This window comes from Paraburkholderia aromaticivorans (assembly GCF_002278075.1).
GTDB classification, from domain to species: domain Bacteria; phylum Pseudomonadota; class Gammaproteobacteria; order Burkholderiales; family Burkholderiaceae; genus Paraburkholderia; species Paraburkholderia aromaticivorans.
The window spans coordinates 1,314,823-1,334,025 of the sequence record NZ_CP022989.1; the positions used below are offsets into that span (position 1 = coordinate 1,314,823).

The 19,203-nt window shown below is 62.6% G+C and carries 19 protein-coding genes; 13 read left to right on the plus strand and 6 right to left on the minus strand.

Annotation, left to right across the window (positions count from 1 at the left end; translation table 11 throughout):
- Positions 1–156: 156 nt before the first annotated feature.
- Positions 157–1,302 carry a flagellin gene (locus CJU94_RS05900; RefSeq protein ID WP_095417920.1) on the minus strand — a complete coding sequence of 382 codons (1,146 nt, stop codon included), beginning with the start codon at positions 1,300–1,302 and terminating at the stop codon, positions 157–159.
- Between the two features lie 268 nt (positions 1,303–1,570).
- On the opposite strand from CJU94_RS05900, the gene CJU94_RS05905 reads away from it, so the two are divergent.
- Both CJU94_RS05905 and rpsU read left to right on the plus strand, forming a co-directional pair.
- The gene (locus tag CJU94_RS05905; protein WP_095417921.1) at positions 1,571–2,512 is read left to right on the plus strand and encodes an aldo/keto reductase; all 942 of its coding nucleotides are present in this window, start codon (positions 1,571–1,573) and stop codon (positions 2,510–2,512) included.
- A gap of 357 nt (positions 2,513–2,869) precedes the next feature.
- Positions 2,870–3,082 carry a 30S ribosomal protein S21 gene (gene rpsU, locus CJU94_RS05910; protein WP_006050883.1) on the plus strand — a complete coding sequence of 71 codons (213 nt, stop codon included), beginning with the start codon at positions 2,870–2,872 and terminating at the stop codon, positions 3,080–3,082.
- Between the two features lie 134 nt (positions 3,083–3,216).
- Here the strand turns inward: rpsU and CJU94_RS05915 are convergent, their stop codons facing one another.
- A complete protein-coding gene (locus tag CJU94_RS05915; RefSeq protein ID WP_167397518.1) occupies positions 3,217–3,813 on the minus strand; it encodes a DNA-3-methyladenine glycosylase I in 597 nt (198 codons plus the stop codon).
- A gap of 140 nt (positions 3,814–3,953) precedes the next feature.
- Between CJU94_RS05915 and CJU94_RS05920 the strand changes: the two genes are divergently transcribed.
- Both CJU94_RS05920 and CJU94_RS05925 read left to right on the plus strand, forming a co-directional pair.
- Positions 3,954–4,835, plus strand: coding sequence for a glucosamine kinase nucleotide-binding domain-containing protein (locus CJU94_RS05920; RefSeq protein WP_095417923.1), 882 nt, complete (start codon positions 3,954–3,956; stop codon positions 4,833–4,835).
- A gap of 119 nt (positions 4,836–4,954) precedes the next feature.
- Positions 4,955–5,776, plus strand: a complete 822-nt coding sequence (locus CJU94_RS05925; RefSeq protein ID WP_095417924.1) for a Cof-type HAD-IIB family hydrolase — start codon at positions 4,955–4,957, stop codon at positions 5,774–5,776.
- Positions 5,777–5,914: 138 nt separating this feature from the next.
- On the opposite strand, the gene CJU94_RS05930 is transcribed toward CJU94_RS05925, so the two are convergent.
- The 3 genes from CJU94_RS05930 to aqpZ form a co-directional block, all read right to left on the minus strand.
- Positions 5,915–6,235 (minus strand): PXPV repeat protein, encoded by a 321-nt coding sequence (locus tag CJU94_RS05930; protein ID WP_095417925.1) that lies wholly within the window; start codon positions 6,233–6,235, stop codon positions 5,915–5,917.
- Positions 6,236–6,521: 286 nt separating this feature from the next.
- Entirely contained in the window at positions 6,522–7,217 is a 696-nt protein-coding gene (locus CJU94_RS05935; protein ID WP_095417926.1) for a histidine phosphatase family protein, read from the minus strand.
- A 162-nt stretch (positions 7,218–7,379) separates the two neighbouring features.
- Positions 7,380–8,120, minus strand: coding sequence for an aquaporin Z (gene aqpZ / locus CJU94_RS05940; protein WP_095417927.1), 741 nt, complete (start codon positions 8,118–8,120; stop codon positions 7,380–7,382).
- Between the two features lie 288 nt (positions 8,121–8,408).
- Between aqpZ and CJU94_RS05945 the strand changes: the two genes are divergently transcribed.
- Positions 8,409–8,711 carry an H-NS histone family protein gene (locus CJU94_RS05945; protein ID WP_007179981.1) on the plus strand — a complete coding sequence of 101 codons (303 nt, stop codon included), beginning with the start codon at positions 8,409–8,411 and terminating at the stop codon, positions 8,709–8,711.
- 286 nt (positions 8,712–8,997) lie between these two features.
- On the opposite strand, the gene CJU94_RS05950 is transcribed toward CJU94_RS05945, so the two are convergent.
- Positions 8,998–10,062, minus strand: coding sequence for a glycosyltransferase family 4 protein (locus CJU94_RS05950; protein ID WP_095417928.1), 1,065 nt, complete (start codon positions 10,060–10,062; stop codon positions 8,998–9,000).
- A 708-nt stretch (positions 10,063–10,770) separates the two neighbouring features.
- Here CJU94_RS05950 and flhD point away from each other — a divergent pair.
- The 8 genes from flhD (at position 10,771) to CJU94_RS05990 (ending at position 19,171) form a co-directional block, all read left to right on the plus strand.
- Positions 10,771–11,091, plus strand: coding sequence for a flagellar transcriptional regulator FlhD (gene flhD, locus CJU94_RS05955; protein ID WP_013589958.1), 321 nt, complete (start codon positions 10,771–10,773; stop codon positions 11,089–11,091).
- A 51-nt stretch (positions 11,092–11,142) separates the two neighbouring features.
- Positions 11,143–11,703 (plus strand): flagellar transcriptional regulator FlhC, encoded by a 561-nt coding sequence (flhC, locus tag CJU94_RS05960; RefSeq protein ID WP_095417929.1) that lies wholly within the window; start codon positions 11,143–11,145, stop codon positions 11,701–11,703.
- Between the two features lie 224 nt (positions 11,704–11,927).
- Complete coding sequence (gene motA, locus CJU94_RS05965; protein WP_073427790.1) at positions 11,928–12,788, plus strand: flagellar motor stator protein MotA; 861 nt, start codon at positions 11,928–11,930, stop codon at positions 12,786–12,788.
- A gap of 31 nt (positions 12,789–12,819) precedes the next feature.
- Entirely contained in the window at positions 12,820–13,827 is a 1,008-nt protein-coding gene (gene motB, locus CJU94_RS05970) for a flagellar motor protein MotB (RefSeq protein ID WP_095417930.1), read from the plus strand.
- Positions 13,828–13,911: 84 nt separating this feature from the next.
- The gene (locus CJU94_RS05975; RefSeq protein WP_095417931.1) at positions 13,912–14,289 is read left to right on the plus strand and encodes a response regulator; all 378 of its coding nucleotides are present in this window, start codon (positions 13,912–13,914) and stop codon (positions 14,287–14,289) included.
- 88 nt (positions 14,290–14,377) lie between these two features.
- The gene (gene cheA, locus CJU94_RS05980) at positions 14,378–16,672 is read left to right on the plus strand and encodes a chemotaxis protein CheA (protein WP_095417932.1); all 2,295 of its coding nucleotides are present in this window, start codon (positions 14,378–14,380) and stop codon (positions 16,670–16,672) included.
- Between the two features lie 63 nt (positions 16,673–16,735).
- Positions 16,736–17,272: a chemotaxis protein CheW gene (locus tag CJU94_RS05985; RefSeq protein ID WP_007179973.1), complete on the plus strand. Its 537-nt coding sequence runs from the start codon at positions 16,736–16,738 to the stop codon at positions 17,270–17,272.
- Positions 17,273–17,314: 42 nt separating this feature from the next.
- Positions 17,315–19,171, plus strand: coding sequence for a methyl-accepting chemotaxis protein (locus CJU94_RS05990; protein ID WP_095417933.1), 1,857 nt, complete (start codon positions 17,315–17,317; stop codon positions 19,169–19,171).
- Positions 19,172–19,203 lie beyond the last annotated feature (32 nt).

A 19,203-nucleotide genomic window follows, 5' to 3' on the forward strand; every position in this document is an offset into this window, starting at 1 on the left:
GCAGAGGCTCCGGGCGTCTGAAAATCTGTATTGGGTGGTGCGCGATGCTACATCACTGCGTGATGGAAATGCACAGCGGGAGGCATGCCTCCCGTCGTTTGAAACCGGCGATGCGTCCCGCTTGCGCGCGACGCATCGCCGTTACTGCGTCAGCTCTTACTGCAGGAGCTTCAGAACTTGCTGCGGGTTCGAGTTAGCTTGCGCCAACACCGAGATACCAGCTTGCTGCAGCACTTGCGCCTTGCTCAGGTTCGCCGTTTCTTGCGCGAAGTTGGCGTCCGTGATTTGCGACTGTGCCGACGACAGGTCGGTCGACTCAGCTTGCTGCGCCGTCGAGATTGCGGTGAAGCGGTTTTGCGCGGCGCCGAGCGACGCCTGCAGCGTGTTCACGGTCTGCAGTGCGTTGTCGATCGAAACCATTGCCTGATTCGCGCCGGTGACCGTGCTGATGTCGAGGCCCGAAACCGTGGGCGGGCTGTTGATCGCGTTGATCTGTGCGACAGCGTTCTGCGCGGCTGTTCCGGCTGCGCCCATAGAAGTTGCCAGCGCTGCGGTGAGCGTCAGGTTTGTGACTGCCGTGCCGGTGCCCGCTGCCGTGCCCGCGCTGAAGATGGCGGAGGCGGCGGTCGCCGACAGAGCCTGGTTGTTCTGGTCCGTGAACGTATAGCCGCCTTTACCGTCGGAAAGAACGTTGACCGACGTGATCGCCGGGGACGTCGCCGTATAGGCACCGCTTGCGTCCGTCGACACAGCGATCGTGCCGACCGTCGCGCCCGTCTGCACCAGGCCGCCACCAATCTTCGCAGCCGACATCGACTGGCTCAGGTTCAGGCTGATCGTCTGACCGACGTTCGCGCCGACCTGGAACGTCACGCTGCCTGCCGAGCCGTCCAGAATGTTCGTGCCGTTGTACGTCGTTTGCGAAGCGATACGGTTCACTTCAGCGATCTGTGCCGACACTTCCTTCTGCAGAGCTGCCTGGTCGCTCGACGACAGCGAACCGGTCGATGCTTGCACGGCCAGTTGGCGGATACGTTGCAGGCTGGAGGTCAGCGAGGACAGTGCGCTCGATGCGGTTTGAATCATCGACACGCCGTCGTTCGCATTCGACACGCCCTGGTTCAGGCCGTTGATCTGCGATTGCATACGCGTCGAGATTGCCAGACCTGCTGCATCGTCAGCCGCGCTGTTGATGCGCTTGCCCGACGACAGGCGGGTGATGGCTTGCGAAAGGGCGCTTTGCGAGCCACTAAGGTTTTGCTGTGCAACCAGCGAGTTGATGTTGCTATTGATTCCGAGCATGGAAAATCTCCTAAATAAGCCTTGAGCCCAATACGCCACGTTGGCATCGGCGGAAGCACTCGTTCATTGCTGGCCGCCTCAGTGAAGGTTGACGGCGGCCCTAAAAAAAACTTGAGGAACTTTGTGCAATGAGGGCGTATTACTTTTGCGCGCAAAGCGTATTGCAATGCCGCTGAAAGCCGCCTGCAGCCTTGTTCGGGGGAGCCGCTGCAGGTATTGGAAAGACGGCGTATTCTCGTTTTCTCTTGTGACAAACCCTGGAGAAATCATGCAAAAGCGCAGGATTGGGCGTTCCGAATTAGAGGTGGCGCCGCTTATGTTCGGCGGCAATGTTTTCGGCTGGACCGCCGATGAAGCCACCTCGTTTTCGATTCTGGATGCGTTTGTCGACGCCGGTCTCGACTTTATCGATACCGCCGATGTCTATTCGGCGTGGGTGCCCGGCAACCAGGGCGGCGAATCGGAAACCATCATCGGCAAGTGGTTCCGCCAGAGCGGCAAGCGCGACAAGATCGTGCTCGCCACCAAGGTCTCGAAGCATCCGCAGCGCAAGGGGTTGTCGGCGGCCAACATCCAGGCGGCGGTCGAGGATTCGCTGCGGCGCTTGCAAACCGATTACATCGACGTCTACTTTTCTCACGACGACGACACCGAAACGCCGCTTGCCGAAACGCTCGGCGCGTATCAGAAGCTGATCGAGGCGGGCAAGGTGCGGCTGATTGGCGCGTCGAACTACACTGGCGCGCGTGTCGAGGAAGCGCTCGCAGTGTCGCGCCGGCACGGCTTACCCGAATATCAGCTGTTGCAACCGGAATACAACCTGTATGACCGCGCGGAGTATGAGCGCGACATCGAGCCGGTGGCGCTCGCCAATCACCTCGGCGTAGTGGTGTACTACAGTCTTGCAAGCGGCTTTCTGTCCGGCAAATACCGCTCGCAGGCGGATCTGGCCAACAAGGCGCGCGGTAGCCGGGTCGAAAAGTACCTCAACGATCGCGGATTGCGAATTCTCGCCGCGCTGGACCGGATCGCCGAGGCGCACGGCAGCACACCGGCCACGGTCGCGCTGGCATGGTTGATCGCGCGGCCGAGTGTTACGGCCCCGATTGCAAGCGCGACGTCGGTCGAGCAGCTCAAAAGCCTGGCGGCGGCCGTCCATTTGATGCTGACGGGCGCCGATATCCGCCATCTGGACGAGGCGAGCGCCTGATCGCAAGCGACCTGGCATAATCCCTAAACCCCTGGTAGGATGGAGAGTTTCCTGATATCATCGGGAGTGAATTGAGATCTTTGCCTGTTTCGTCAGCGCTTTTCCGTTGATGAAAGGTTGGCGAAACGGCAGCAGACGCGGCTTTTGCATTATGTCTGTCCGCGTTCCGCGGTGAACTCCCCACCTCTCTTTTCCGGCCTCCGTGGCCGCTTTGCCTCTCGTTTCATTCGTGGTTTGGCCGGGTTCTGCCCGCGTTTGCCTGTTACTGGCCATGAATCGAAACGACCGGAGGGCCGGCGCGTGAGCGGTATGCCGCCACGCAATTTACCCCTATCAAGTGATTGAGTTAGGAATTAAATGACGACGATTCTTCTGAAAGAAAACGAGCCGTTCGAAGTGGCCATTCGCCGCTTTCGTCGCGCAATCGAAAAGAATGGCCTGATCGCTGAACTGCGTGAGCGCCAATCGTACGAAAAGCCGACCACGGCACGTAAGCGCAAGAAGGCTGCTGCTGTGAAGCGCCTGCACAAGCGCCTGCGCAGCCAGATGCTGCCGAAGAAGCTGCACTAGGCACGCTTTTTCAGCACGGCCGAACGGCGGTGTGAGCTTCGAAAGAAGCCACATCGCCGTTTTGCTTTTTGGGGTCTTTTTGCGGGGATCGTGGGAAGGCTCGGCTGCGGGCGGATCGGTTCGGCTGTTCTGTCTCAGCCTGCCTTGCGATTGCGTCCTTTCTTGCCTAGTGCCGCGCATCGCGCCTGGCACATGCAACTCGCCTCGTGATCGTTCACCATGCCGATCGCCTGCATGAATGCATAACAGATCGTCGAACCGACGAACTTGCAGCCATATCGCTTCAGTCCCTTGCTCAGGGCGTCCGAAATCTCGGTCGATGCCGGAGCCTGCTTGTACGAAGCCCAGTCGTTCTGGATCGGCGTCTGATCGACGAACGACCAGACGAAATTCGCGAGCGAGCCGTGCTCGGCCTGAATCTGCTGGACCGCGCGAGCGTTGGTAATGGCCGCTTCGATCTTGCCGCGATGGCGCACGATGCTTTCGTTCTTCACCAGCGCCTCGACATGTTTCTCCGTGAAGCGCGCAACCTTGCCGATGTCGAAGTCGGCAAAAGCGCGGCGATAGCCCGCCCGCTTGTTGAGGATCGTCGACCACGACAATCCTGCCTGAGCCCCTTCCAGCACCAGCATCTCGAACAGATGCCGGTCGTCGCGCGAGGGCACGCCCCATTCGGTGTCGTGGTAGTGTGCGAGCGCTTCGCTCGATACCCAGTTGCATCGCTGTGTCACTGTCGCGCTCCGGTGTTGTGATCTCGCCCGCCAGCATAGCCGAAGCCGTGCGCACCGCAAGTTAGCCGTTCGGCCGATTGCGGGATTGAAACTGACCTGCCACGCTACGCGGTATTCACCCACGGAACTCATTCGATCCCATGAACAAAGATTTCTTTCTGATCGGCATCGACGGCGGCGGCAGCGGCACGCGTGTCGTACTCGGCGACGCACAAGGCCGCGAGCTGGCGCAGGCGGCAAGCGGGCCGTCCGGTTTGGGGCTCGGTGTCGAACGTGCGTGGCAGGCCATTGCGGCAGGTTGCGGAGAAGCATTCGCGGGCGCCGGCGTGGTGCTGGACTGGTCGCGCTGCGTGCTCGGCTGCGGACTGGCAGGCGTCAACAATCGCGACTGGCTGAGCGCGTTTCGCGCGCAGGCGCCCGCGGTGGCCGCACTCGCCGTGGAAAGCGACGCCTATACCACCTTGCTGGGCGCCCACGCCGGTGCGCCCGGCGTGATCGTCGCGCTCGGCACCGGCAGCGTGGCGGCCGTGCTGGACGGCGAGGGCGAATGCCGGATGGTTAGCGGCTATGGATTTCCGTCGGGCGACGAGGCGAGCGGCGCATGGCTCGGACTGCGGGCCATCGTGCATGCGCAACACGCGCTCGACGGGCGCGGTCCCAACGACGATCTGGCGCAGGCCCTGATCGACCACACCGGCGCGCACGACCGCGACAGCCTCGTCGTGTGGCTCTGCGAGGCCAATCAGACCGCCTATGCGCGACTTGCGCCGATCGTCGTCGCCCATCGCAGGCATCCGTTCGCGGCGCGTTTGCTCGGCGAGGCCGGTCTGCAGGTGGGCAAGATGATCGCCGCGCTGGATCCCTCGGCGAGCCTGCCGGTCGCGTTGTGCGGCGGGCTCGGCGAGCCGTTGCGCGAGTACGTGCCGCAGATCTATCAGACGCGTTTGCGCGAGCCGCTGGCCGACTCGGCTCACGGCGGGTTGCGACTGGCGCACCGCGAGGCGGTTCGCATCGCAGGCTAGGAACGGTGGTTCGCGGTGCGCTCGCGGTTGCGATTCGCTGGGCATAGCCGTTGCGTTTCCGGTGAACGTGGCTGGCAACGGTAAAATACACACTTCGAAGTTGCCCGACTGCTCACACTATGTACAAAGTTATCGCCACGGATCTCGACGGCACGCTGCTCAACGCCGATCATCAGGTGGACCCGTTCACCGTCGCCACCGTGCGCAAACTCGAGAGCGACGGGCTGCGGTTCGTCATTGCAACGGGCCGCCATTATTGCGACGTCGCCGGCATCCGCGACGTGCTGGGCATCAATCCTTATCTCATCACGTCGAATGGCGCGCGCATTCACGCGCCGGACAACACGGTGATCCACGCCGACGACCTGCCTCCTGCTATCGTGCAACGGCTGGTGCAGCCGGAAATCACCGGCGGGCACGGCCGTGTGATCGTCAATCTGTTCGCCGATCAGGCATGGTTGATCGACCGCGACGCACCGGATCTGCTGAAGTTTCATCAGGACTCGGGCTTCACCTATGAGGTGACCGATCTACCGAAACACGACGGCGCCGACATCGCAAAGGCGCTCTACATCGGCGAACCCGCCGATCTTGCGCAAGTGGCGGCGAACCTGGAACGCGAATTCGGCGACGCCCTTTACGTGACCTATTCACTGCCGGACTGCCTGGAAGTGATGACGGCGAACGTATCGAAGGGACGCGCGTTGCAGATCGTGCTCGAGCGCGTCGGCGTCGATGCCTCGCATTGCGTGGCGTTCGGCGACAACATGAACGATATCGATCTGCTCGAGACGGCCGGCCATCCGTTCATGATGAATAACGCCAATCCCGATCTCATGACGCGTCTGCCGAACGTGCCGCGGATCGGCAACAACTTCGAAGCAGGCGTCGCGCACCATCTGCGCAAGCTTTTCTCGCTCGACGACGAACTGATGTTCTGACCTCGAATGGAAATGGCCCGCGTCCGTCTTCACGGACGCGGGCCGTTTCGTGCAGGGCTTCGTGCGTTTCCGGCTGCTGCTAACGGCGCTGCGGGTTCCCCGACGATCAACGCTGGTAGCGCGCCTTGCTAGCTACGATTAGCCGTGCCACCCGCCGCGGCGGTCGCCGCGGTCACCATGGTCGCCCCGACCGCCGTGATCCCAGCCGCGATCATTGTGATTCCAGCCGCGATCATATCGATGCTCGCCCCGATCATAGTCGCCGCGGTCGTAGCGATGGTCCCAGCCGCCGTTGCCGTAATACACGGGCTGCGGCGCGGCATAGACCGGAGCCGGTCGGGCATAAACCGGTGCGCCGAGCGACAGGCCGATGTTCAGATCCGTATGCGCTTGCGCGACACCGCATGCGCCCGCTGCGAGTCCTGCGGCAACCAGCAAGTGAGTGACGATGCGTTTCATGTTTGTTCTCCTGTGAGGCGACGTATGTTTGTCGCACAGGACCAATCTACGCACTCCGGGCGGTGTGTACTGCGACGAGATGTTACGGACTGCAAGCATCGTCGCGGGGATTGAAAGGTGTGGGCAGAGGGATTTGAGTGCGCGACGTCCGAAGCGCTTCGTGGTCAAAGCCCCGCTGCGCAAGGGTGCGCGATCCCATGAGCCGTTTCGCACGGCCGTCGGCGCGCCGCTTGGCACAGTTCCAGCGCCCGCCGCCGTAATTGCGGCTTACATCTGAATTGCCGGATTAATCTCCCGCACTCGCCGAAGACGCCGATGCACTCGCCGAAGACGCTCCCGGCAACGCTGCGCAAGGGCAATCTGTTGCGCGTCCGTCCAGTCCCTGCCGATCATGTTTGAAGCTGGCGCGCGCGGCGCCGTTTTGCCAGTTGAGCCGAACGATATAAATGCTGTCGAAATCGTCGCTCTTCCAGTTCGGGACATCGGCGGCGTTGCCGCCGTGCGCGCTCAGCATCTGGCGCAATAACTTCACGATCAGCTTGTGTTCCCACGCCACGACGATCAGCTTGTTGCGATTGGCAGGATTGACGAGCGCCGTGCCGAGCTGGTCGATTTGCGCGAAGCCGTACGGCGTTTGCACCGGCATCTGGAACTGGATGGCCGTCGGCTCGATCGTCGCCAGCGGCCGGATGTAGTAATAGGGCTTGCCGCTGTCGTCTTTTTGCTGGCCGGGATCGGGTGCGTAGATCGCGTCCGGCTTGCCGAACTTGGCAGCGATCACCGCCGGCAAGGCGAGAGCCCGGTTGAGCCCCTGGCAGTTGAGCTGGCCGTAGCCTTGCGCCGGCTTCTCGCCGTGCCGCACGAACACGAGCGTTTCAACCTCGCCGTCGGCCGCGTGCGCGGCAGGTAGCGCCGACAGACCCGCACACAGGCCGCCGATGGAGAGTGCGACGCCATGCAGAAATCCGCTGAAACGCTTCATAGATAGCACCTGTGCGAGCTTGGGAGGTCGCACGATTCTAGCAGCGGTGTTCGAGTGCGCCTTGCTGCGATGGGGCGGATCGCCGTGCCCGCGCTCCCGGCGGCGAAAGAGAGCGGGCGCCGCAGCGCCCGTTTTGTTTTGCCCGGATTACCGCGCCCGGTATCAGTCGAGCGCCAGCTTCTGCGAATTGCTGCTGCGGCTTTCGGCGAGGGCCGGATACAACACGCCGGCAATCACCGCGCCGAGAATGGGCGCCAGCCAGAACATCCACAACTGATCCACCGCCGCACCGCCGACAAATAGCGCCGGCCCGGTGGAGCGCGCCGGGTTGACCGACGTGTTGGTCACCGGGATGGATATCAGGTGAATCAGCGTGAGACACAGACCGATGGCGATCGGTGCGAAGCCAGTCGGCGCGCGCTTGTCGGTCGCGCCCAGAATGACGAAGAGAAAGAAGCCGGTCATCACCACTTCACAGATGAATGCCGCGGCGAGCGAGTAATGGCCCGGCGAGCGCTCGCCGTAGCCATTGCTGGCGAAACCGCTTGCAACCAGGTCGAAACCCGGCTTGCCCGATGCGATGAGCGATAGCACCAGCGCACCCAGCACCGCGCCGATCACCTGGGCGACGATGTACGGCAGGAGATCGCGCGCCGGAAAGCGGCCCGCGACCGCCAGGCCGACGCTCACCGCGGGATTCAGGTGGCAGCCGGAAATGTGGCCGATCGCATAGGCCATTGTCAGTACGGTCAAGCCGAAAGCGAGCGCCACGCCGACGAACCCGATGCCCAGGCCATGGACCGGGCCGGCGAAGTTGGCGGCGAGGACAGCGCTGCCGCAGCCTCCCAGCACAAGCCAGAAGGTGCCGAACAATTCGGCGGCAAGACGTTTTGACAACTGCATGATTGGTAATCCTAAAAAGATGGCGCTTGCGCTAGCACGCACGGCTAAGTCCGGATGCCATGCCTTGAGCGGCCAATTCTAGGGAAAGGTCGCCAATTCGGGTGTCAAGAATTGTCAATCTGGTGCCGCGCTTACCTATTATTGCGAGATAAAGAGAGGGTTTAACAATTCATCCGTGTTAATAATTATCTGAGGATATCTTGTTAAATCGGTATTCTTGTCCATTGCGAATTTTTATAATTACAGTTAGTCTGCGAGCCAATGAGTTCTAAAAAGGGGAGAACCGGAATGTCTCAATATGCAGACCTCAAGGCGCAGATCGCCAAATTGCAGGCACAGGCAGAAGAAGCGCGGCGCACTGAAATCGACAACGTGGTCGCCGACATCCGCCAAAAGATCGCTGAATACGGTCTGACGGCTCAGGACCTCGGCTTTGCCGTCGCCGCCAAGCGCGGGCGCCCGCCCAAGAAGGCGCCGCTGCCGGCGAAGTATCAGGACCCCAAATCGGGCAATACGTGGAGCGGGCGCGGCAAACCGCCTAAGTGGATCGTCGGCAAGAATCGCGAGCGCTTTCTGATTGGCGCGGCTTGAGCCGATTGCCGGTCGGGCGAAAGCCAACTGAAGGTTATTGGCACTCGGGCTTTATTCACTGAGCGCTAATCCGTGATGGAAGCGCATCCATTCGCGCATTAAAAAAGCCGCCCCAGGAGGGCGGCTTTTTTGGACAAGAAGTGGGATAAGCGGGATTTACCGCTCGCGCAAACGATTCACACGACGAAATGACCCACTATTCATCTGCGAATCGGAAACCCTGCATGAGGGGATTCCGGTCCTCGAGCGGCTGAGGGAAAACTTGTCAGAGTCGCTCGAATGCCGTTTAGCCCACCGCGACTTGACGCAGTACCGGGCGGCGCGTGGCTTCGATCAGCGCCGAATAGCCGTCCACATAGTTCCGCGCCATGGTCTTCGAACTGAAGCGGCGTTCGAACTGGGCGCGAATTTCGGTGCGCGACAGTTCGTCCAGGCGCTGTAGCGCCGCAACCGCCCCCTGTACGTCCTCGACGATATAACCGGTCACGCCGTGGTCGATCACCTCCGGCACCGATCCGCGGTTGAACGCGATCACCGGCGTGCCGCACGCCATCGACTCGATCATCACCAGGCCGAACGGCTCGGACCAGTCGATCGGGAACAGCAGCGCCTTGGCGCCGGAAAGAAACTCGGGCTTCTGCGCTTCGTTGATCTCGCCGACAAATTCCACGTGCGCCTGCGAGAGCAGCGGCTCGATCTCGCGTTTGAAATATTCCTGGTCGGCCTTGTCCACCTTGGCGGCGATCTTCAGCGGCAGACCGCTTTGTGCGGCGATCTTGATAGCTGTATCGACGCGCTTCTCCGGGCAAATACGGCCGAGGAACGCGAGATATTCCGGCTTCTTGTGCGTTTGCGGCGTCAGTAGCTGCTCCGGCAAGCCGTGGTAGATCGTGTTGAGCCAGTTCGCTTGCGGCAGCGGCGCGCGCTGCGAATCGGAAATCGAAACCACGGGCGCGTCGGAGAACGCATCGAACACCGGTTGCAGTTCCGGCAGATCGAGGCGGCCGTGCAGCGTGGTCACGAATGGCGTGTCCATCGTGGAAAAAAGCGGGAACGGCATGTAGTCGAGGTGGAAGTGCAGCACGTCGAACTCATGCGCGACCTTTCGCACCTTCTCCATCATCAGGATGTGCGGAGCCAACGCGTCGCGGATCGTGGGATCGAGGCGCAGTGCACGAGGCCAGCAGGCGTCGAGATTGGCGGAGGTGACCGAATCGCCGCTTGCAAACAGCGTGACGTCGTGGCCGAGGCCGACCAATGCTTCGGTCAGATATGATACGACGCGTTCGGTGCCACCGTAGAGTTTCGGCGGGACGGCTTCATACAACGGCGCAATTTGTGCGATTCGCATGCGTTTTCTCCTGATCAGAACGGCATCGCACAGCAGCGCTCGGGTCGAGCGGGGAGCGAATGCCTGACGGACGGTTGGGCGCGGTAAGCCGCCGCCCGGGGGTGCTCCGAACCTGCATCGGGTAATCCCTTAGCTTCATTATCAGGATCGACCGCGCAAATTCGAGTTATTTTTCAAACGCTTAATGTTGTTACAGCGCGAAACATGCCGCGTTACAGGTCGTCTCCAAGGCAGTCCCGATAATCGGAAACGAAAAACGGCCGTTTTATTCGAACACAGCGTATCTCATCAGCAAGGCGCGGGCCTGGCGATCCGAGCGCGCTCCCTACATGGCTTGCGTTACGCAGAAGTGAAAACGTCTTATAATTGTTTTTCACCGGTGCAATGGTGCTCAGCTTGAGTTGTCCCGGCTCACCCTTCGGCCGCGTGCCCATCGCCGTCGTAGTCATCACGGTGCATTGCCCCCCAGATTGCTCCCCAACTCGCCCTCCTCAGCCCCGCTCTTGCTCGACTTTGTAGGAAAAATTCCTACACGAATGACGGATTAATCCGTCAGCAAGGTTGGGTGTCTATCCGATTTTCGTCCGCCCCCCCTTTCGACACAATGCTCGCAAGACCAGAAACGAGCCGATTCGTGCGGTTTAAGCGCGCGCGTCCGAGCAAACGTTTCCGCAACGGCCTGACCAGCCAGAACACCCCGGGGGAATCATGAGCGCGACAAGCGATATGCTCAATGAGATCAGAGAAGTTAACCTGTCTTATCTCCTGCTCGCGCAGCGACTGCTGCGCGAAGACAAGCCGATGGGCATGTTTCGCATGGGGATTTCGGACCAGTTAGCCGATGTGCTCGCCAATCTGTCGTTGGCGCAGACCGTCAAGCTGGCGGCGTCCAATCAGGTGTTGTGCCGTTTCCGTTTCGACGACCATGCCGTGCTGTCCGCTCTGGCGGACAAAGGCAAATCCAGCGCCGTGGCACAGGCGCATTCCGCGATCCTGATGGCCAGCCAGCCAGTCGAGCAACTCGGCTGATGACACGCTGAATTCCAAGCCGAGCAATCAGGACGGGGGAAACGCCAACGGATGGCCTATAAAAGTGTTGTGCTCGAAGTCAGGGAGATCACCCTGGCCATCGAACTGATCGAGCTTGGCGCGCGTTTGCAGTTGCTGGAAGCGGAAACCAGCCTGTCGCGCGACCGCCTCATCAGGCTGTATAAGGAACTGAAAGGGGTGTCGCCGCCCAAGGGCATGCTGCCGTTTTCGACCGACTGGTTCATGACCTGGCAGCCGAACTTTCATTCGTCGCTGTTCTACAACATCTACCGTTTCATGGCCGGCCACGGCGGTTGCCTGACGATCCAGTCGATCGTGAAGAGCTACCGCCTGTACCTGGAGCATGTCCAGTTGCACGACGACGAGCCCGTGCTCAGTCTCACGCGCGCCTGGACGCTGGTGCGCTTCTTCGACTCCGGGATGCTGCAAATGACCGCCTGCTGCCGCTGCGGAGGGCATTTTGTCGCACACGCGCACGACCCGCAGCATGCGTTCGTCTGCGGACTGTGCCAGCCGCCTTCGCGCGCCGGTAAGACAAAGAAATCTGCCGACGCCCGCGCCCGCGAGATCCTCGCCGCCCTCGAAGCCTGACCCGCAAGGCGCCCGCCGGCGCGTGGTCCGCCGTGCGCCGCCCAACCGGCGGGGCTTCCAGCCTTCCACCCTGCTCCCGCAACGCCGCGTTCCGCGAGCGGGCGCGCGCCTCGACCTCTGGTTTACACCGGAGCGGCGAGCCACATTTCCGCCAAAGTTTTCTGCTTCGTTGCCGTAAACCTGATTAACGACGGTCACCGTCGCTTCTTTGTGAGGGCTCGGCAGTGCTGATTTTCGTGGGAACACTCGTGACGCTTTTGTCCGTTTTCGGCGGTTACGCGCTGGAAGGCGGCCATCTCGGCGCGCTGCTGCAGCCCGTTGAAGTGCTGATGATCGTAGGCGCTGGCGTCGGCGCGTTCATTCTCGGTAACGGAATGAAGACGATCAAGGCGACGCTGCGCGTCATTCCGACCCTGTTCAAGGGCGCGAAGTACAACAAGGACGTCTACATGGAGCTGATGGCGCTCCTCTACGTCCTGCTGGCCAAGGCGCGCAAGGAAGGCACGCTGACGCTGGAAGCGGACATCGACGATCCGTCGAAGAGTCCGATCTTCACCCAATATCCGAAGATTCTCGCGGACAAGCACATCATCGAATTCCTGACCGACTACCTGCGTCTGATGGTGGGCGGCAACATGAACGCGTTCGAGATCGAAAGTCTGATGGACGAGGAGATCGAGACGCATCACCAGGAAGGCGAAGCACCCGCGCATGCGCTGAACAAGGTCGGCGACGCGATGCCGGCGTTCGGTATCGTGGCCGCGGTGATGGGCGTGGTGCACACCATGGCCTCCGCCGACAAGCCGCCCGCGGTGCTCGGCGAGATGATCGCCCAGGCGCTGGTCGGCACCTTCCTCGGGATTCTGCTTTCGTACGGGCTGATCGGGCCGCTCGCGAGCGTCGCCGAACAGCGCGTGACCGAGTCGACCAAGATGTTCCAGTGCATCAAGGTGACGATTCTGGCCAGCCTGAACGGTTACGCGCCGGCGATCGCCGTCGAGTTCGGCCGCAAGGTGCTCTTCTCGACCGAACGCCCGTCGTTCGCCGAGCTGGAAGAGCACGTGCGCCGGGTCAAGGCCAAGTGACGGCCAGTTAAGGACACCGGGAACCGAACCGATGAGCAAGGACAAAGATCGCGCCATTGTCGTCAAGCGCGCCGCGCCGAAGAAAGCCGGACACCACGGCGGCGCGTGGAAGCTCGCGTATGCGGACTTCATGACCGCGATGATGGCGTTCTTCCTGCTGATGTGGCTGCTGAGTTCGGCCTCCACGGTGCAGTTAAAGGGCATTGCCGACTACTTCAACCAGCCGCTGAAGATCACGCTGTGGGGCGGTGACCGCAGCGCCGAGGACTCGAGCATCCTAAAGGGCGGCGGCCGCGACATCTCGACCGACGCGCAAGGCGTGACGCGCTCCACCGACGGTTCGAACAACCGCGCCGAGCGCAGCGTCTCGCATAACAACGAAGACACGGTGAAGCAGTTGCAGGGCGAACTGGAGCGCCGCGAGCAGGTCCGCCTGCACGATCTGCAGGTCAAGCTGATGGCCGCGATCGAAGCCAATCCGGTGCTGCGCCAGTTCAAGCAGCAGATCCGCATCGATTCGACGCTGACCGGCTTGCGTATCGAGATCGTCGACTCGCAGAAGCGGCCCATGTTCGCGACCGCGAAAGACCAGGTCGAGCCGTATATGCGCGACATCCTGCGTGAAATCGGCCACACGCTGAACGACGTGCCGAACCGCATCATCGTGCAGGGTCACACCGACGCCGCGCAATACGCGGGCGGCGAGAAGGGCTACAGCAACTGGGAATTGTCCGCGGACCGCGCCAATGCGTCGCGCCGTGAACTGATCGCCGGCGGCATGGATGAAGCGAAGGTGATGCGTGTGCTCGGCCTCGCGTCGACGCAGAACCTGAACAAGGCGGACCCGATGGACCCGGAGAACCGGCGCATCAGCATCATCGTATTGAACAAGAAGTCGGAGGACGCGCTGAATCACGACGATTCCACCACGACCACCTTGTCCGACGACGCAGCCGGCTCCAAGCCGCTGCTGCAAAAGCTTGCGCAGCCGGTAACGGTTGCCCCGAAGCTGCCGGCAGTGGCGCCGGCGGCCCAGTAACAGACAGCGACCGTTCCGCTGGATCACGCGCCCTGCCGGCGCGGACCGTGGAGCGGCCCATAGCGTAGGCGCAGCGAGGTTTTCATGATCAGGCACATCCTGGCAATCGACGATTCGGCATCGATGCGGCAGATTCTCGCCGCCACGCTGACGACGGCCGGCTATGAAGTGACGCTCGCGGCGGACGGCAACGAAGGGCTCGAAAACGCGCTCGCCATGTCGTTCGACCTCGTGCTGACCGATCAGTACATGCCGGGCAAGACCGGTCTCGATCTGATCGCCGCGCTGCGCAGTAACCCGGCTTACCAGGCCACGCCCATCCTCGTCCTCACGACGGAATCGGGCGAGCCGTTCAAGGAGGCGGCGCGGGCCGCGGGCGCGACCGGCTGGATCGAAAAGCCGCTCGACCCCGACATGTTGACCGAACTGGTGGCGGCGTTAGCCGAGCCAGATCACGCGTAAGCAGCACCCATAGACCAAGTTATAGAAGCTCTCGACGCGGCGGCACGGCAGCCCACGCCAAGACAGGAACTCTCGCGGTGACCCAGGCATGACACTCGACATCACTCAGTTCTATCAGACGTTTTTCGACGAAGCGGACGAACTGCTCGCGCAGATGGAGCAGTTGCTGCTCAATCTGGATATTGCGCACCCGGACCCCGAAGACCTCGCGGCCATTTTCCGCGCGGCGCATTCGATCAAGGGCGGCGCGGCGACGTTCGGCTTCACCGCGCTGACGGAAACGACGCACATTCTCGAATCGCTGCTCGATCGCGCGCGCAATAACGAACTCGTGCTGCGCAAGGACATGATCGACACGTTCCTCGAAACCAAGGACGTGTTGTCCGGCCAGCTCGCCGATTACCGCGCGAGCGCCGAGCCGGATGCGGCTACCGCCCGTGCGATCTGCGCGAAGCTCGAACGGCTGCACGCGGAAAGCGCCGATGGCGGCGCACCCGCCGCGGCGCCCGTTGCGACACAGGCAACACAGGTAACACAGGCAAATCAGGGTGGTACCGCGCCGGAGCACGTCGTCGAACAGGCGGTGCAGGCAGCGGGTGAATGGACTGACGGCGAACCGGCACAGACCGGGCAAGCCGCGGGTGCCGGCGACGCGAATGACAGCGCGGGTCCCGATCTGAAAATTACGCTACGGGGCGTTGGTGAGAAGGACCAGGAACTGCTGGCCGAAGAGCTCGGCAACCTGGGCAACATAGTCGGGCAGGTCAAGAGCGGCGGCGATCTCACGCTGTGGCTCGCGACCGATGTGACCTCCGACGACATCATCGCCGTGTGCTGTTTCGTGATCGACGAAAGTCAGATCGTGATCGGCCGCGGCACCGCGCCGGCGGATGAGACGCAGCAAGGCGAACCTGGAACGCCAGCCGCTGCCGATCCGTCCCCGGCGCAAGCAGTACCGGCCAGTCAGGCGGGACACGCAGCATCGCCGGCACCGGCTGCCGGCACCGCCGCTCCCGCTGCGACGGCCACACACGGTCTGTTCGACGCACCGGCCGCGCCTGCCGCCGCGGCTCAACCCGCGGCGGCAGGCGCAGCGGCGCCCGCTCCGGCGGCGACGGCCAACGCGGCAAGCGCGGCCGCGCCCGCCGAGCACGACCGCAAGGCGGCACGTCCGGCCACTGCCGCAGGCGGCGCGGAAGGCAGCTCGATTCGCGTCGGCGTCGAAAAGGTCGATCAGCTGATCAACCTGGTCGGCGAACTGGTGATCACGCAAGCCATGCTCGCGGAAACCACCAGCACGTTCGATCCGGCGCTGCACGACCGGCTCTTTAACGGCATGGCGCAGCTCGAGCGCAATGCGCGCGATCTGCAGGAAGCGGTGATGTCGATCCGCATGATGCCGATGGATTACGTGTTCAGCCGCTTCCCGCGTCTGGTGCGCGATCTGGCGGCGAAACTCGGCAAGGAAGTGGAACTCGTCACCTTCGGTCAGGCGACCGAACTCGACAAGAGCCTCATCGAACGGATCATCGATCCGTTGACTCACCTCGTGCGCAACAGCCTCGACCACGGCATCGAAACCGTGGAAGCGCGACGCGCGGCAGGCAAGGATTCGACCGGCCAGCTGGTGCTGTCGGCGGCTCACCATGGCGGCAACATCGTCATCGAGGTGAGCGACGACGGCGCGGGCCTGCGCCGCGACAAGATTCTCGCGAAGGCGGCCAAGCAGGGCATGCAGGTCAGCGAGACCATGACCGACGAAGAGGTGTGGAACCTCATCTTCCTGCCGGGCTTCTCGACGGCGGAGCAGGTCACCGACGTGTCGGGCCGCGGGGTCGGCATGGACGTGGTGAAGCGCAACATCCAGTCGATGGGTGGCCACGTGGAAATCACCTCGCACGCCGGCAAGGGCAGCACCACGCGCATCGTGTTGCCGCTCACGCTGGCGATTCTCGACGGCATGTCGGTCAAGGTCGGCAACGAGATCTTCATTCTGCCGCTGAACTTCGTGATGGAGTCGCTGCAGCCGCAAGCCGAAGACATTTACACGGTCGCCAACGGCGAGCGGGTGGTGCGGGTGCGCGGTGAATATCTGCCGCTCGTGGCGTTGCACGAAGTGTTCAACGTCGAAGACGCGAAGCAGGAACCCACCCAGGGCATCGTCACCATCATGCAAACCGAAGGGCGCCGCTTTGCGATGCTGATCGACGAGCTGGTGGGCCAGCAGCAGGTGGTCGTGAAGAATCTGGAAACGAATTACCGCAAGGTGCACGGCATTTCCGCCGCGACCATTCTCGGTGACGGCAGCGTCGCGCTGATCGTCGACGTGGCGGCGCTGAACCGCGAAACGCGCAACGCGCATGGCGCGATGAGCCTCGCATGATGTCCGTGAAATTCGTCTCAACCCTTACTCAACTCATTTCATCCCAACCGTTTGGGGGCTAACGTGGCAGAAGTCCAATCCATCAATTCGAGCGTCGCGAACGCGAGCGGTACGAATGGCCGCCGCGACGTGCAGCAGGCAGACGCCGGCGGTCAGGAATTCCTCGTCTTCACGCTCGGCGCCGAAGAGTACGGCATCGACATTCTCAAGGTGCAGGAAATCCGCGGCTACGACAACGTGACGCGTATCGCCAATGCGCCCGAGTTCATCAAGGGCGTGATCAATCTGCGCGGCATCATCGTGCCGATCGTCGACATGCGCATCAAGTTCCATCTGGGCCGTGTCGAGTACGACCATCAGACGGTGGTGATCATCCTGAACGTCGCGCACCGCGTGGTCGGGATGGTGGTGGACGGCGTGTCGGACGTGCTGACGCTCGCCACCGACCAGATCATGCCGGCGCCCGAATTCGGCGCCACGCTGACGACCGAGTACCTCACGGGTCTGGGCACCGTCGACGGCCGCATGCTGATCCTGATGGACATCGAGAAGCTGATGACCAGCCGCGAAATGGCGCTGATCGAAACGCTCGGCGTCTAACGGCGGCAGCCTTCACGAACGATTGGGATAGGGAGCATCGAAATGTTGAGCAGGTGGTCGATTCGCACGTCGTTGACGATGGTGGGGATCATTCTGGTCGCGCTGACCGTGGTGGTCGGCGTACTCGGGCTGACCGCGCTGAATGGCGCGAGCCAGTCGCTCGATCGCATTGCACGGGGCGATCTGGTCGCCATCCATGCACTCGACGATGCTTCGTCGCACCTGTTACGCTCGCGTCTCGCCGTGGACCGTTTCAACACGCTGTCCGCCGCGGGCAGCATGGACGAAGCGAAGAAGGCGATCGACCGCGCGCAGGAACTGCTGGTCAAGGCCAACCAGAGCTGGCAGACGTATCTGGACGCACCGAAGCCCGGCGTCGATCAGGCGCTTCTCGACGACGTGCTCGCCAGGCGCACGAGCGTGATGCGCGACGGCGTCGACCCGGAGTTCGCGGCGCTCAACGCGAACGACATGGCCGCGTACCACGCAATCGCCGATACGAAAATCAGCCCCATGTTCATCGCCTATGACGGTGCGGCTTCGGCGGTCGTCAAGGCATTGCAGCAAAGCGCGATGGAGCAGCAGGCGAGCGCGCAATCGAGCATTTCGCTGATGACTACGCTGATCATTGCCATCACCGCGCTCGCGCTGCTGATGGTGGTGGGCATCCGCTTCGCGCTGCGCGGCCTGATCGTGCAGCCGCTCGCCGACGCGACGGCGTGTTTCGAGCGCATCGCCGCGGGCGATCTGTCCGAGTCGATCAATGTCTTCAGCCGCAATGAAATCGGGCGCCTGTTCGCCGGCATCAAGCGGATGCAGGAAAGCTTGTCGACCATGGTGAAGTCGGTCCACAGCAGCACGGAATCGATCGACACCGGCGCGCGCGAAATCGCGATGGGCAACACGGATCTCTCGCAGCGCACCGAGCAGCAGGCCGCCTCGCTGCAGGAAACCGCGTCGAGCATGGAGCAGCTGACCGGCACCGTGCGGCAGAACGCCGAGAACGCGCGTCAGGCGAGCCAGCTCGCCGTGAACGCATCCGATATCGCCACGCGCGGCGGCGACGTGGTGAACCAGGTCGTCACGACCATGCAGGATATCGCGAGCAGTTCGAACAAAGTCGTCGACATTATCGGCGTGATCGAAGGCATTGCCTTCCAGACCAATATTCTTGCGTTGAACGCGGCGGTGGAAGCGGCGCGCGCCGGTGAACAGGGCCGCGGCTTCGCGGTGGTGGCCGGCGAAGTGCGCAGCCTCGCGCAGCGCAGCGCCAGTGCCGCGAAGGAAATCAAGGAGCTGATCGGCGACTCGGTCGACAAGGTGCAAAGCGGCTCGGCGCTGGTCGGCCGCGCGGGCACCACGATGGACGAGATCGTGCAGGCCGTGCGCCGCGTGACCGACATCATGGGCGAAATCAGCGCGGCCTCCGAGGAGCAATCGGGCGGCATCGAGCAGGTGAACCGCGCGGTCGTGCAGATGGACGAAGTCACGCAGCAGAACGCCGCGCTCGTCGAGCAGGCGGCGGCCGCGGCCGCATCGCTCGAAGATCAGACGCGTCAATTGCAGGCGGTGGTGAACGGCTGGAAAGTGGCCGGCGGCACGGCGCACGGCAGCGCGGCGGCACGTCCGCATACGGCGCAGCCGCGCGTGAGCGGCAGCAAGAGCAAGCCGGCCGCCAAAGCCACGCCGCAGGCGTCCACGAATGGCGCAGCACATCCGCCGGCAAGTCCGGCAGCAACGAACACGGCACAGGCTTCGGCCAGTCACGACGCAGGCGCCGCACGGGTCGAACCGGCTCTCAGGCCGAAGGCGGCCCGCGCGGCATCCGAAACCGCAGCACGTCCGGCCGCGACAAGCGCGACCACGGCAGGCTCGGACGCGGACTGGGAAACATTCTAGAAAGTGGCACAAAGACATGCAGTCATTCGGCA